This is a genomic window from Vibrio cionasavignyae, assembly GCF_050337155.1.
GTDB lineage: Bacteria > Pseudomonadota > Gammaproteobacteria > Enterobacterales > Vibrionaceae > Vibrio > Vibrio nomapromontoriensis.
The window spans coordinates 1-15,432 of the sequence record NZ_JAKJSR010000014.1 but is presented as its reverse complement, the minus strand read 5'-3'; the positions used below and the strand labels follow the sequence as shown (position 1 = coordinate 15,432).

Annotated in this window: 11 protein-coding genes and 1 pseudogene; 7 read left to right on the top strand and 5 right to left on the bottom strand. The window is 43.4% G+C overall.

Annotated features, from left to right (window positions below):
* The first annotated feature begins 85 nt into the window (after nt 1–85).
* The 5 genes from L4D74_RS10715 (at nt 86) to L4D74_RS10695 (ending at nt 6,819) form a co-directional block, all read left to right on the top strand.
* Complete coding sequence (locus L4D74_RS10715; RefSeq protein WP_265676843.1) at nt 86–1,393, top strand: serine hydroxymethyltransferase; 1,308 nt, start codon at nt 86–88, stop codon at nt 1,391–1,393.
* A 35-nt stretch (nt 1,394–1,428) separates the two neighbouring features.
* A complete protein-coding gene (gcvH, locus tag L4D74_RS10710) occupies nt 1,429–1,809 on the top strand; it encodes a glycine cleavage system protein GcvH (protein ID WP_428752129.1) in 381 nt (126 codons plus the stop codon).
* 86 nt (nt 1,810–1,895) lie between these two features.
* Nucleotides 1,896–4,760: an aminomethyl-transferring glycine dehydrogenase gene (gene gcvP, locus L4D74_RS10705; protein WP_428752128.1), complete on the top strand. Its 2,865-nt coding sequence runs from the start codon at nt 1,896–1,898 to the stop codon at nt 4,758–4,760.
* Nucleotides 4,761–5,182: 422 nt separating this feature from the next.
* The gene (locus L4D74_RS10700; RefSeq protein WP_428752127.1) at nt 5,183–6,100 is read left to right on the top strand and encodes a LysR family transcriptional regulator; all 918 of its coding nucleotides are present in this window, start codon (nt 5,183–5,185) and stop codon (nt 6,098–6,100) included.
* Nucleotides 6,101–6,204: 104 nt separating this feature from the next.
* Nucleotides 6,205–6,819 carry a LysE family translocator gene (locus L4D74_RS10695; RefSeq protein ID WP_428752126.1) on the top strand — a complete coding sequence of 205 codons (615 nt, stop codon included), beginning with the start codon at nt 6,205–6,207 and terminating at the stop codon, nt 6,817–6,819.
* Between the two features lie 202 nt (nt 6,820–7,021).
* On the opposite strand, the gene L4D74_RS10690 is transcribed toward L4D74_RS10695, so the two are convergent.
* The 3 genes from L4D74_RS10690 to L4D74_RS10680 form a co-directional block, all read right to left on the bottom strand.
* Complete coding sequence (locus tag L4D74_RS10690; protein WP_428752125.1) at nt 7,022–7,330, bottom strand: hypothetical protein; 309 nt, start codon at nt 7,328–7,330, stop codon at nt 7,022–7,024.
* A 1,018-nt stretch (nt 7,331–8,348) separates the two neighbouring features.
* Nucleotides 8,349–8,615, bottom strand: a complete 267-nt coding sequence (locus L4D74_RS10685) for a hypothetical protein (protein ID WP_428752124.1) — start codon at nt 8,613–8,615, stop codon at nt 8,349–8,351.
* Nucleotides 8,616–8,897: 282 nt separating this feature from the next.
* Entirely contained in the window at nt 8,898–10,058 is a 1,161-nt protein-coding gene (locus tag L4D74_RS10680) for a porin (RefSeq protein ID WP_428752123.1), read from the bottom strand.
* Nucleotides 10,059–10,840: 782 nt separating this feature from the next.
* Here L4D74_RS10680 and emrD point away from each other — a divergent pair.
* Nucleotides 10,841–12,049, top strand: a complete 1,209-nt coding sequence (emrD, locus tag L4D74_RS10675; RefSeq protein WP_428752122.1) for a multidrug efflux MFS transporter EmrD — start codon at nt 10,841–10,843, stop codon at nt 12,047–12,049.
* A gap of 94 nt (nt 12,050–12,143) precedes the next feature.
* Here the strand turns inward: emrD and L4D74_RS10670 are convergent, their stop codons facing one another.
* On the bottom strand, nt 12,144–12,668 hold the full coding sequence (locus L4D74_RS10670; RefSeq protein ID WP_428752258.1) for a cysteine dioxygenase: 525 nt from the start codon (nt 12,666–12,668) through the stop codon (nt 12,144–12,146).
* A 340-nt stretch (nt 12,669–13,008) separates the two neighbouring features.
* Between L4D74_RS10670 and L4D74_RS10665 the strand changes: the two genes are divergently transcribed.
* A complete protein-coding gene (locus L4D74_RS10665; protein ID WP_428752121.1) occupies nt 13,009–14,916 on the top strand; it encodes a bifunctional diguanylate cyclase/phosphodiesterase in 1,908 nt (635 codons plus the stop codon).
* A gap of 190 nt (nt 14,917–15,106) precedes the next feature.
* On the opposite strand, the pseudogene L4D74_RS10660 reads toward L4D74_RS10665, so the two are convergent.
* Nucleotides 15,107–15,432 (bottom strand): annotated as a pseudogene (locus L4D74_RS10660) (hypothetical protein); the annotation flags it as partial.

Here is a 15,432-nt window from a genome sequence, read left to right as displayed (position 1 = left end):
TTACGGGCTCTACATAACAGATAGTTTGAATGATCGTCATATTGAATAAACGTCATATTGAACAAACAACGGAAGGTAAACTGCCATGACTGCTCAGTTCCTAAAAAGCTACCAAAGCCACAGCTTAGAAAACTTTTTCTCAACCAATCTCTCAGCGACAGATGACGCCGTATTTACTGGCATCCAAGCCGAATTTACCCGTCAAAATGAACAAATTGAGCTTATTGCTTCTGAGAACATTGTTTCCAAAGCGGTCATGCAAGCCCAAGGGACTTGTCTAACAAATAAATACGCCGAAGGTTACCCAAATCGCCGATACTACGGTGGTTGTGAACACGTCGACACCGTTGAAGCCATTGCTATCGAACGCGCAAAGTCACTTTTTAAATGTGAATACGCAAACGTTCAACCTCACTCTGGTGCACAAGCCAATGGCGCGGTAAAACTGGCGTTGCTGCAACCTGGCGATACCATTATGGGCATGTCGCTGGATGCTGGGGGTCACCTAACCCACGGAGCTCGCCCAGCCTTATCTGGTAAGTGGTTCAACGCCGTTCAATATGGTGTTGACAAAACCACGCTTGAAATTGATTACGACGCGGTTCGCGAACTGGCCATCGAGCACAAACCAAAAATGATCATCGCGGGCGGTTCTGCTATTCCACGCACCATTGATTTTGCTAAATTCCGCGCGATTGCCGATGAAGTAGACGCAATATTAATGGTCGATATGGCGCATATCGCCGGTCTCATTGCGACTGGCGCACACCCTAGTCCACTACCGCATGCGCATGTTGTCACCACCACAACTCATAAAACATTACGTGGCCCACGCGGTGGCATGATTCTTACCAACCACGAAGATATCATTAAAAAGATCAACTCTGCGGTTTTCCCTGGCTTACAAGGCGGCCCTCTTATGCACGTTATCGCAGCAAAAGCGGTCGCGTTTGGCGAGGCATTAGGCCCACAATTTAGTACTTATATTGATTCAGTGATCGCGAACGCAAAAGTTCTTGCTGAAGTATTGCAAACTCGCGGTTGCGATATCGTAACGGGCGGCACCGACACTCATTTGATGCTTGTTGACCTAAGACCAAAAGGACTTAAGGGCAACAAGGCTGAGGAAGCGCTTGAGCGTGCCGGCATTACTTGTAATAAAAATGGCATCCCATTCGATACCGAAAAGCCTATGATTACTTCTGGTATTCGTTTAGGAACACCTGCTGGAACCACTCGTGGTTTCGGAACTGAAGAATTTAAACTCATCGGAGAGTGGATTGGTGACGTTCTTGATGGCTTGGTTGAATCCCCAGAGGGCAACCCAGACGTTGAGCAGCGCATCAAAAAAGAAGTGAAGGCCCTGTGTGCTCGCTTCCCACTGTACCAATAAAGAACAAACATCCTTAAATATTTGGAGATATAGCAATGGATAACACTTTGAAGTTTTCTGACAGCCATGAATGGGTTCGTGATAACGGTGACGGTACCGTGACTATCGGAATTTCAGAGCACGCTCAAGAAATGCTGGGCGATGTGGTATTTGTTGACTTACCAGAAGTCGAAGACGAAATTGAAGCCGGTGAGAGCTTTTCTCTCGTTGAGTCGGTAAAAGCGGCTTCTGATTTGTATGCACCTGTTACTGGTGAAATCGTTGAAATCAACGAAGAGCTAGAAGACAGTCCTGAGCTTATTAACGAAGAGTCTTATGACGGTGGCTGGATTGTTAAAGTGAAGATGGCTGATGCATCTGAACTGGACAACCTAAAGAGCGCTGAAGACTACCTTGCGTCTATCGAAGACGAGTAAGCCAAGCACGAATCAAAGCTGCCCAATTTTGGGCAGCTTGTTTTTTTAAGGGTCTCGCAGAAGATCTTTGAGAAGGTAAAGGAACCATGACTGAATTACTTAACACGCTAAGCACACAAAACGAGTTTGTTGCTCGCCATAACGGTCCAAATAAATCAGACCAACAAAAAATGCTGGATGCCATTAATGCACAAAACCTTGATGCATTAATTACTGAAACAGTTCCAGCCCAAATTCGTTTAGAACAACCAATGACACTGACCGCGCCAATGAGCGAATCGGACATGTTAGTTGAAATGAAAAAGTTCGCGAATCTGAACCAAATCAAACGTTCATTTATCGGTCAAGGTTACTACAACACCTTTACTCCTAACGTTATTCTGCGAAATGTTCTTGAGAACCCAGGCTGGTATACGGCGTACACGCCCTATCAACCTGAGATCTCTCAAGGTCGCCTAGAAGCATTGCTTAATTACCAACAGATGGTCATGGACCTAACGGGTATGGAAATTGCCAACGCATCCCTACTCGACGAAGCAACAGCCGCGGCAGAAGCCATGACGCTTTGTAAGCGTGCTGGAAAAAGCAAAAGCAAAACCTTCTTTGTCGCTGACGATGTTCACCCACAAACGATTGAAGTCGTAAAAACTCGTGCTGAGTTCATCGGCTTCGAGGTTGTTGTTGGCACGCTAGATTCCCTACCAGAGCAAGATGTATTTGGCGCCTTAGTACAATACCCAGGTACAACAGGTCAAGTTCATGACCTCACGGACATTATTGCAAGCGCGCAAGCAAATAAAACACTCGTGACTGTTGCCACTGATTTATTAGCGTCTACGCTTCTTAAGCCTGCTGGTGAAATGGGCGCAGACGTTGTGATTGGCTCAGCGCAACGCTTTGGCGTTCCAATGGGTTATGGCGGTCCACATGCTGCATTCATGGCAACCAAAGAAAAACACAAGCGTACGATGCCAGGTCGTGTCATTGGCGTCTCCATTGACAGCAACGGCAACCAAGCACTTCGTATGGCAATGCAAACGCGTGAGCAACATATCCGTCGCGAAAAAGCCACGTCAAACATTTGTACTGCGCAAGCGCTTCTTGCCAACATGGCGTCTTTCTATGCGGTTTATCACGGTGAGGAAGGTCTAAAAACCATCGCACGCCGTACTCACCACATGACGGCAATTTTGGCTGCTGGCCTAACTAAGTCAGGCTTTGAATTAGCAAATAATAGCTTTTTCGATACCATCACCATCAACACTGGTGAGCAAACCGATGCACTATTTACTGCCGCACAAAATGCTGACCTTAACTTACGTAAGTTAGATGGCAAGCTGGGTATCAGTTGTGATGAAACCACCACGGTTGACGATATTAATGCTTTGTTTAACGTATTTGGCGTAAACGAATCCGTTAACGATCTTTCTACTGAAATCGCGGGTAACGAATTTGCTGCTATTCCAGAAAGCTGCCGCCGTAGCACTCGCTACTTAACGCACCCAGTATTTAACACGCATCACAGTGAAACTCAGATGATGCGCTACCTTAAACAGTTGGAAAACAAAGATTTCTCACTGACGCACGGCATGATTCCGCTGGGCAGCTGTACTATGAAGCTAAACGCGGCGGCGGAAATGATCCCTGTCACTTGGCCGGAATTTGGTTCCATCCACCCGTTCGCACCTTTAGAGCAAGCGGCTGGCTATACGGCTTTGGCACAAGATCTTAAAGAAAAGCTCTGTGAAATTACTGGCTACGATGACTTCTCATTACAACCAAACTCAGGCGCATCTGGTGAATACGCTGGTCTTATTGCGATTCAACGCTACCACCAAAGCCGCGGCGAAGGTCACCGTAACGTTTGTCTGATCCCAAGCTCTGCGCACGGTACCAACCCAGCAACGGCTTCTATGGTTTCCATGAAAGTAGTTGTGGTGAAATGTGATGATGCTGGCAACATCGACATGGTCGATCTTGCTGCGAAAATCGAAAAACATCGCGAAAACCTTTCCAGCATTATGATCACTTACCCTTCGACACACGGTGTGTATGAAGAGCAAGTGAAAGAAGTGTGTGAAATGGTTCATGAAGCTGGCGGTCAAGTTTACCTAGATGGCGCTAACATGAACGCTCAAGTAGGCCTTACGACTCCAGGTTTCATTGGCTCTGATGTTTCGCACCTTAACCTGCACAAAACCTTCTGTATTCCACACGGTGGCGGTGGTCCAGGTATGGGTCCTATTGGTGTGAAATCGCACCTAGCACCTTTCCTACCGGGTCACATTGAAAATGGCGTACAGGGCGAAGACTACGCTGTTTCCGCAGCAGACTTAGGTAGCGCATCTATCTTACCTATTTCATGGGCGTACATCGCAATGATGGGTGAACCGGGTCTAACAGAAGCCACTAAAGTCGCGATTCTTAATGCGAACTATGTAATGGAAAATCTGCTTCCACACTATCCGGTTCTTTACCGTGGAGCAAATGGCCGTGTTGCGCACGAGTGCATCATTGATATTCGTCCATTAAAAGAAGACACAGGCATCAGCGAAGAAGATATTGCGAAACGTCTCATGGACTATGGTTTCCACGCGCCAACAATGTCATTCCCAGTAGCTGGCACATTAATGGTAGAACCAACTGAATCAGAAGATTTGGAAGAACTAGACCGTTTCTGTGAAGCGATGATCGCCATTCGTAAAGAGATGACGCAAGTGAAAGACGGCGTCTGGCCACTAGACAACAACCCACTTGTTAATGCACCACATACTCAAGTGGATCTATCATCTGACTCTTGGGATCGCCCATACTCACGTGAGCTTGCTTGCTTCCCATCAAGACAGGCGAAAGCGTCTAAGTACTGGCCGACGGTAAACCGTGTCGATAACGTATACGGCGACAGAAATCTAGTTTGTAGCTGTCCAAGTATCGATAACTATATTGATTAGGTTTTTTGGTGATCACAGATAACCAAGTTGGAAACTAACTTGAATCACAAAAGGCGAACCGTTTGGTTCGCCTTTTTCATTCTAAACAGCGCAAATCCAGTCAACCATCGTCATATCAGCCCACTCAAAGATGGCGCAAGGTTTCTAGTTCGTAGTACTCGGTTTGTTTTTACAACTCAAACAAGCGTTAAACGAGATGAACCACAACGGCGAAACTAAGCTGTTGTATAGAAAGCATGACGAATAGCGTTGATTCATCGCGCTGATCCTTTATACGAAACGGATCGAGAACAAACATAAAATAGATTCCTGACAAAAACGGCTGTTTTGCTGTATCTGGCTTAGATTGCTTGAACACATTAACTGTAATATTGTGACCTGAACATTAGTATCAAAAAATTGGCAACAGAAGTGAGTCGTGCGTGCTGAACAACATCAACCTAAACTTATTACGCTCTTTGCATGTTTTGCTCGAAGAGTGCCATGTCAGCAGAGCAGCAGAGCGATTGAATATTACACAATCGGCGGTCAGCCGTCAGTTAGCCCAACTGCGTGAATTGTGTGGTGATCCTCTTCTGGTGCGTCAAGGTAATACACTGATTCCAACGCCTAGAGCTCTGTTATTGAAAGCAAAATTGGAGGGGCTAATATCTGAGTTCAACCACTTGCTAGATGATAAACCGTTTGATCCCAAAGACTGGCAAGGCGAACTTGTTCTCGCGTCAAGTGATTACGTTGCCCAATACGTGCTACCCGATATCGCCTCCCACCTCAGCCAACTCGCTCCACAGTTGGACATGACGTATCAGCTTTGGCATCCAGAAACCCTAGATAGACTCCATGAAACTGGCATTCATATCGCCTCTTCCATGTATCCAGAAAAACCAGAGGGGGTGTCGAGCATTCATATCGGCTCTGATATTTCAGTATGCTTGATGAAAGCGAGTCATCCACTGGCCAGCCAAGATACACTCAGTGTTGATGATTTGATTGGTTTTTCACATATCAAAGTTACTGGCGGTGGCGATAAAGATTCCAGCACAGACCTTGCTTTAAAGGAGTTAGGACTGTCACGCCATATCACATTAAAAGTGCCGTTCTTTTCCGCAGCCATCAAGCGATTGGTGTCCAGCGAACATTTAATGATCGTACCTAAACACATAGCAGTAAACCTTGCTAAGTATTGGGATATCACGCATAAGCCTCTCCCTATTGATACCCTAGCGCATAAATACTGGCTTATGTGGCACCCAAAGTACGACAGTGATTCTGCCCACAAATGGGTTAGAGAAGAGGTACGAGCGGTCATGCAATTATCTGAATTTTCAATACGCCATTAACAAAGTGACAACGCTATGATTTAAGATCATGCCCCCCATGACAAATAGTGATTTCAAATTATACCTATAATGTTGATAAATTATTGCCAAAGAGGAGAAAATATATGTCACTCACTGTTTGGTTATCACTGTTTACTGTTTGTTTATTAGGGGCGATGTCACCAGGCCCCAGCTTAGCTATCGTCGCAAAACATTCTCTGGCCGGAGGGCGAATTAATGGATTGGTGGCCGCGTGGGCTCATGCGATGGGAATCGGTGTCTATGCCTTCATCACGCTTATTGGTTTAGCGCTTGTATTACAACAAAGTCCTATGCTGTTTAAGGTAATCAGTCTAGGAGGAGCAGCATACCTAGCTTATCTGGGCGTTAATGCTTTGCGTTCAAAGGGGGGTGTAGCGGCAAAGTTGGAGTCAGGGGAGCAAGCAACACTCATTCAATCGGCTCGTGAGGGCTTTCTCATCTCCATTTTAAACCCTAAAATCGCTCTATTCTTCATTGCTCTCTTTAGTCAATTTGTGGCTCTTGGTAACAGTGTTAGTAATCAAGCCATCATCATTGCGACACCATTAGTTCTGGACGGCTTATGGTACTCATTCATCACATTACTGCTCTCTAACCCTAGAGTGGTTGATACTCTTCGTTCTAAAGCGGTTCTGATCGATCGACTATCTGGAGTGGTGTTAATTCTGCTTTCGATTAGGGTTGTGTTAACGGTTTAGTTCAAACAGCGTTTGAATAGAGATACTCTATTATAGAGATACTCTATTATTGTTCTTTAAGAAAATAAAATAGCTTTCATTGATTTTGAATAACAAAAGGCGAACCGTTGGTTCGCCTTTTCGATTTATCATATGTCAAATAGCTACGCCATGAAAACACAAAAATTAACGAATTATAAAAATAGTTTCACACTGAATATAATTACTCATTTTCGCCAAGTGGTTGCCAATTTTTACTAAACTTTGATATGCAATAAAAATTACCATCATCGCCAATAACGTATATATTGTCATTTACCACCTTTTGTACTGTGTATTTTATCCCCTTAATGAGAATGACCTCACTATGACAATTAAGTACATCAGCCATAACACTAATCTTATCACCTGCATTAATGCTTAGCTTAAGACTATGTACTTGCTGTTTTTTTGTGGCACATCTAGCTTTCTGTAAGGTACAGGTATCTACAAGAGTGCATACTACACAAATATCTACGCACTTATCTTCCATTTGAAACCTCTCAATGCTATCCCTCTACCCTTAAGTAGTCACAATTTGTTTTCCAAAAATAATTAAAACCTAAATACAATATGATAAGAACTCACACTTACCAATAAAATACGCATTCAACAGTTCCTTTATTTTTCCGTCTTTTCCTTCATTCTGAAATTTTTTGTATTATTTACATAAAAACGTCACACCATAGAGCAATGACACTTACCATTAATATAAAACTAATATAATTGCCATTGAGCATCTAAATTCAAGCCTTTTACTTTCTGACTCTATGTAATCGCTATTATTCACCTTAGATGCCGACGACTTTACAGCACGATATTTCACATAACATTAACCTAAATCAATAAATGCAAAGTAACGTGACTTAAACAGCTTTGAACTGTTTTGATTGGATAAATAATAACCCACACTATTCAATTGATTGCAATTAAAATAACGCCATTGGTTAGTAGCGACAAATATCCTCTACTATGAGTTTGCACACATAAATAATAGTCACAGGTCGTTAGGATTTGGAGGGAAGTTGAAGTTGAACGATAAGCAACTGATGTCGCTTATGAGTAGCGAATTTAAGATACGAATCATTATGCTTCGAAGCCAAAGCACTGAAGTGTAGATAGGTTAAATAGTAATCGATGAAAATAATTTCAATCGGGATAAAGATAGGTTAAAGCTGTTCTGGTCTTGCACGAACATTGTGGAATTGTCGCTATAACCCTAGTCATATCATCTAAAATCACCAAGAAGAGGTTCAGTTTCAATGGTAAATTTACGCTGTATGAAGCGAACCAATATTTCGTTATAGACTACTTTTCCTTCCGGAGTCAGAATAAATTCCTCCCGTGTGCGTGAGAAGAAAATCAACTTCCTTTTAATAAGAGAGCGCATAGTTCTCGGTGAGTGCTTGCTGCATTTTGCACCGAGTTTTATAATGCCCCCATTACCCAACTCAGTAATCACCGCTTGCTGTAGAGTCGTGATGTTCCCCATGTGTATTACCTCAGAGATTCTACTTTAACGTTAGCTTCAATAGGTCTGATTGCACTTCTAGCCCTTCCCTAGCAAGCTCTTCGACAATCAAACGATAGACCATATTTATTTTATAATTATGCTGGCCGTTATATTGCGTAGCCGATTGGTTAACCATCATTCGTAACTGCTTTCTATAATCTAGATCTGGATTAGAGTCGAAATACCCGTCTTCTGACTCATTCCCTTCCTCATCTGGAAGGCACTCAAATATCTCATGATGATTGCTTACTAACACCTTCATCATTTCAAAGCACTTTATTGTGCACGCTGAATTCTTATGCGCACGAATCAAAGCATCTATTCTTGAAGGCTCTGCTACAAAATTCACCATGGAATACCTCGCATTCTAGTTTGTATTATTTCATTGTTGCTAAAAAAAAAGTTGCACGCAAAATTGTAGTCGAAGAATGGCTATATCTGGTATCACTAGTGCATACTAGATTCCGTAGAATATAGCCATATATTTACCTTTGTAACTAGCCTCTAAAACGAGTCTAGTTACAAAAATGAACTTAACGCGACACTCTTAGAATAGGTAACGTAATCGAGCGTGGACGGCGCTATCATCTTTAAAAGCACCGGAATTACGTTGAGATGCTTGGTGCTTAATGTTACGGTATTCCACACCGAACATCGTTTGACTATCAAAGTTGTACTTCGCACCCACCGCTACCATGTTACGTGTGCCATCAATATTGCCGCTAGTGGAGAGTGTTTTACCTTCATTGCCACTCATTTTCACAGTTGACCCGTAAAGATACGGTTCAAACCCCATATCAAACTTGTACGATGCATAAGCATCGAATGCTTGAGACTTTTCAGACAACACTTTGCTCCCTGTAGCAGCATTGTTTGCTCCACCAGCAAAGCCATTCATGTGATAGTTTTTACCATCAACGTATGATGCTGCGAAATGTACGCCATGCGCCATATACTGAGCCATCAAGGTATTCGCAACAATGTCAAAGTCGCCGGTTTTACCAAATGTAGTTTGGTTCGCGCTTTGTTTCATTTTAGATGATGTATGAGCCGCACCAACTTTAATACCGTTATCAAATTCATAGCTTAGCGCTCCACCTACATTGCTATCACGCGATAGTGAATGAGATTGTGTATTAGTACCTGTACCACTTGAGTCTGAAATCGTATTTTGCATACCGTATTGAAGACCCAGCTTAAAGCCTCCCCATTTATTTTGGTATGTCAGACCTTTATCTAGACGGCCTGTACCAGAAGAGCCACCATCACTAAACTGATAGATACCGCCGGCATCGTGGTCGGAAATAAAGAGTACATCCGTAGCACCCGTTACGTCATAAACTGCTGCCCATTGCTTACCCGCACGTAGTTGACCCCAACCCGTACCATTATCGTTTAGGCCGACATAACCTAATCGGTTTCTAAATACGTCGGCACGCTGATCGTGGCCATTAATTAGATTGACTTGCCACTCCATGAAACCTTCAACCGCAACAGCATCATTGATCGTTCTATCGAAGCCAAAGTTGATACGAGAAGAGCCAGTACTCATTTGAGCGCCTTCACCCGAGTTTTTCTCTTTTCCAATCGTCATATCAACACGACCGCCAACCGTCACTGTGTTTGTGCCGTCGTTATATACCTCTGCTGCAACCGCTGAACCCGATGCCACAAACGCGACAGCCATTGCAATAATCGTTTTTTTCACTTGTAATCCCCTTAATATTTCAATTTGTATATCGCCGAAGATAGACCCCGTCAATGGCGTGCACTTTATGAATTCAAGGCGTGACTTTCAAAATAGGTTCCATTGGCTATTCGAATGAGTTTGACTGATTTTTTAACAACCACGCGTGTGCAAACGGTTTATGTGATTTTTTGGTTAAATTCATAACAAAAATCCAACGTCTATACCCGGTACGGTGATTTTATTTAAGGGAACTAATGCCGAATAATTAAAACACCACCAATGTTAGGCGAGCTTAATTCGACGTCTTTAATGAATGAAGAGAAAATTGTTTGAATACTTACCACTTCTAAAAGTGGTGACGGACATATCCTACTGTTGTGCTATCTTTGATTGGTATTGTGGTTGTTTTGTGACAACTCAATAACTAACTAGACTATCGTAACCAGCGACCAATGAACCTCCTTCTCTACATGACTCGCAGCCTTGATTGTCTTTATTCTTTAAGTTCAAGTCGTACTTGTATTCAAGCAACGGCAATTCATGTTGCCCTGCACAGAAACTTGCCCGCACTCCTTAGTAAAAAACAAGTAGAACACTAAGCCCACTACATTGAACAAAAAACCAGTCTAGTCACAGTTCGCATTACTTTTAGTAATGAGCTATCCAAATATTTATCGTGATTAACATCACACTTTTTTATTGCTAGAACTTCTTCGAATCTCTACTATCTGCGCCTCAAAGCCTATAGGGCTTTCTATCACTCATTTAACCACCTACTACCAAAACGAGAACCAAAAGAAATGGCACCCAAATACCCATTAGCTAAGCTGACCTTTCTTATTGCTATTTTAACTGCTGTAGGACAGATGACACAGACAATGTATGTGCCTTCCATTGGACAAATGGCGCAAGAATTTCGCGTCAACCCAGCAATGCTTCAGGCAGTAATGGCGTGCTACCTTATTCCTTATGGTCTCTCGCAATTTATCTATGGCCCTCTGTCTGACAAACTTGGCCGTAAACCGATTATTGTCGCTGGACTCGTGATCTACCTAGTCGGTGCTCTCATTAGCCTATTTGCACACTCATTTGAATTGTTTTTGCTCGGTAGCTTTATTCAAGGTGCCGGAATAGGCAGTGGCGGCGCAATGTCTAGAACGCTTTCTCGCGATTGTTTTTCTGGTGAAGAGCTACATCGAGCAAACAGTATCATTAGTATGTGCGTTATATTCTCGCCTCTCCTTGCCCCGGTGTTAGGGGGCGTGTTGACCGAGACGATGGGTTGGCGCTCAAGCTACCTATTTTTAACCCTGTTCGCCGTCGCTGTCGTGATCATTATGTCGTCAAAACTTGCAGAAACATTGCCAGAAGAGCGAAGAAGCAAAACCTCAGCCATAGAAAACTATCGCTTTGTCTTATCTGACAAACGTTTCCAAGGCTATGTGGTCTGCCTAGTGGCTACCTTTGCGGGTGTCGCCGTGTTTGAAGCAGCGGCGGGAGTACTATTTGCTGGTGTTCTCAAGCTCTCTGCATTTACGGTTAGCATTTTGTTTGTATTACCTATTCCCGGCTACTTGCTCGGCGCTGGATTCTCGTCGGTCATTGCAAAACGTTACGGCAATCGCGCGGCCTTTAAATTTGGCCTGATTGCCATAATGATTGGTTCTATTGTTGTATTAGTTCCTGGCTTGCAAGGCTCGACAGACGCTTGGACTTTGACCGCGGGCTCTACCATTTACTTTCTTGGCGCTGGCGTTCTTTTTCCTGCAGCTACAACGGGGGCGTTAACACCATTCCCTAATCACGCAGGAACAGGTGGAGCGGTGTTAGGTGGGATGCAAAACCTTGGTGCCGGACTAACAACATTAGGCGCGTCGCTCATACCAGCGACTAGCCAATTACCGCTCGGTATCATTATGTTGGTCATGGCGCTGCTCGCCATGTGGGGGCTGCATATTGCGAAGCGAGATAATGGCCCGAACAATGCTAGCGATACTGTCATGGTGTAACTGCATCTAGGTATCGATGTTCTAGGTATAGGTGTATCTAGGTATAGGTGTATCTAGGCGTAAATGTCATTAAGTGCAATCTACTCTGCTCGCTCTAAATCTCATAAAACCAAGTGTCCTCTTGGACATTCAATAATTCTGGGTCAGTGCCATCTAGCTGATAAAGATAAAAGGTTTTTAAGGGCGGAGAGTAGATATGTAGGGTGACCAATGCCTGGCTATCCGATTGTAAGTTGGATATTTGGTGGATATCTTGGTCACGGCTGACCGTCACTGTCTGCTCAGTGTATAACGCGGATTGAGTGGCATAAATATGACCATTTGCCGCGACTTCGAATTCAGTCTCCGTCGCATCGCCCAATAATACTTTCACTCCGCAGGCCGTACCTCGATGGTCATGAATTTTACTGCGCTGCCCGCTAAGCCAACTCAAAATAAGAATTTCACAATGCTCATTACGAAACAGCCTCTTCCGGCTGTAATGATCCTGCTCAAAACTGGCCAACGATCGTATTTCTTTATGACTCAGCGCAACATTGTCGAGTAAAAAACGAATGACGGCTAATGAGAGTGGCCTTGTAGCTCCTTGTACTTGAGCGATAAGCTCGTGAAAACTCATCTGGTGGTCATAGCCCAACAATGAGCCAATATCGCTGTTCGAGTTGTCTGAACTATCGGCAATATTTCGCACGTTCCCCCCTTGCTTTATGCTGTATTTGTATAGTTCTTTTGCATCTATGAGCTGTAGTAACCATAGCTCATGGACCAAGAAGTCGACAACATACAAGCATTACGACTTATGTAGTCAACTCCCTAATGATTATTAATTACCTCTATAGTAGGTAGCTTATTGATAAATTCCACTTTCTCGATTGTTGCAAACCTGTATAATTAGCGAACATTATTGTTTAATGTCTCATTTTTATCGTTAATATCATCGAGCCCGATGTGGATTTTATATGAATTTGTCCCAGTTTAATGCTCCACAGCTGCTCAAAAAGACGGTAAACCGCTCCATTACCATTGTAAAAAATGTTCGCATTAATTATCGGCGTATAAGCCGGCACAGCAGCCGAAACTTTAATAAAAAGCACACTCAAATCCTAGAAATGATCGGTAAAGGAATTCCTGCTGCTGATATATATAACAAAATCGGCTTGCTTTATGAATCTCGTCATCCTGGGCTACGTTGCTCTATGTTGGAACTTCATGGTGATACTCTGATTCACGGTGGTGCACCGAGTATGCCCGAAGAATACTGCCGAGCCGTCAACGGTTTAAAGATAGGTCCGGATATCGGTTCTTGTGGCACGTCAACTTACACGGGTAAACGAGTCATCGTAGAAAACATCGAGACCGATCTAAGATGGAAAAATATCAAACAATTCGCCCTTCCTCATGGTATGCGTTGCTGCTGGTCTGAACCGATTAAAAGCTCAAGTGGCGAAGTACTTGGTGCATTTGGTATGTATTACGACTTCCCCGCGACACCAAACAAAGATGAATCTAAAAGCCTCGCCTCCGCTGCTATGTTGGCGAGTATTGTTATGGAGCGGGATCAAAACCAAAAACGTATTAAAGAATTAGCCTATACCGATGGGTTGACCGGTTTTTCAAGCCGAGCCTATTTTTACCTCAACCTTGAAAAGTTAATAAAACAATCTCAGCACAACAATCAGCGGTTCGGTGTCATATTTATTGACCTAGATAACTTCAAAAATATTAATGACAGCTTTGGACACGATGTAGGCGATCTTTACCTTCAAGATATCGCAAGCCGATTGACACCAATTATCAACGACTCGTATTTAATCTCCCGCCTTGGCGGAGACGAGTTTTGTATTATTGTTGAAGAGTCATCCGGTCAATGCAACAGCGAACAAATCGCGCAGCGCTGTCTTAATGAAATATCACAGACCTCAGAAATTTCAGGTCGCGAGTTTGTACAATCATGCAGTATCGGTATCGCTCATTATCCTGAACATGGTAGCGATGTCAGTACATTATTAAAGTCGGCTGACACGGCCCTATATCGCGCTAAAGATGCAGGGAAAAGTCAATATGTTATCTATGATAAAGCATTTACAGTAGCGGCCGAATATCAATTCAATGTCGAGCAATTATTACGTACTGCGATAGACAACCAAGAAATTACCATCGTCTACCAACCGCAAATTGATTTAAATACTCAGCGAGTCATTACCGTTGAAGCCCTTTGTCGTTGGTATCACCCTGAACTCGGCCAAGTTTCTCCGAATGAGTTCATCAAAATCGCCGAGCGTACAGGGATGATAAAGTCACTCACTGAATTCGTCATCACCACCGCATGCAAACAAGCTGTGTTGTGGCGACTCGCGGGATACCCTCGAATTCGATTAGCGGTCAATATTTCGGCAGCGCACTTTTTAGACCCAGACTTTGTCCCATTGGTTGAACGAATACTCTACGAAACTAAGATGGAGCCTTCCGATCTTGAGTTAGAAGTAACAGAAACCGTTATTCAAACCAAACCCAAAAATCAACTCGTATTTAAACGCTTAAAAGAACTTGGCATTAAACTCGCTATTGATGATTTTGGAACCGGCTATTCGTCTTTCGCATCACTCAAACACTTAGATGTGGATGTACTGAAAATTGATAAGTACTTTATCGACGACATATTGATTGATAGAAAATCACAGTACCTCGTGGAGTCAATGATAGGTATGGCTCACAACCTCGGGTACTACGTGGTTGCAGAAGGAGTGGAGAATCAAGAACAAGCTCAACTACTCAAACCTATGTCATGTGACGTTGCGCAGGGCTACCTGTTTAGTAAACCGACCCACCCGGAAAATATAGAAACACTTCTGCGCCAAGCCCACTAAAACAAACGTTAGCCCTAAAGTGTTGCTATTGGCACGATGCTATTACCTCCACCTGCACTGACCGAGGTTGAACCACCCGCTAAATCTACCGATTTAGCACCGCTTTAATGGTGTATGTCCTCACGTCTCTCATTGGTGGTAAGCATGCCCAAAAATCGACGTTTCATCTATTTCCCTTTGTTATTAAGCCCTATATCGCATGACCTTTTACCCGATTTGTTTGGTAGTGAGAAACGAGGTCATCTTGGGCTGCGAGGGCCGCTTCAACACGCTGCTCAAAGTTATCCGGCTTTTTATCCTTACGTAAGAAGTATTTTGCTGGTTCCCTTCTAAATGATTCTCCTGTAATTACCGCTTCTTTGCCATGCTCCATAAACGCTAAGATTTGAGCTAATGGGTAAGTCATATCGCCTTCTCGATGAAAAGAAAGCTTACCGATATCAATACCCATTATCCCCATCGGTCGGTAGCCCGTTTGGTTTTTGTTCTCAAATTGCAATACGATATTTAAGCCAA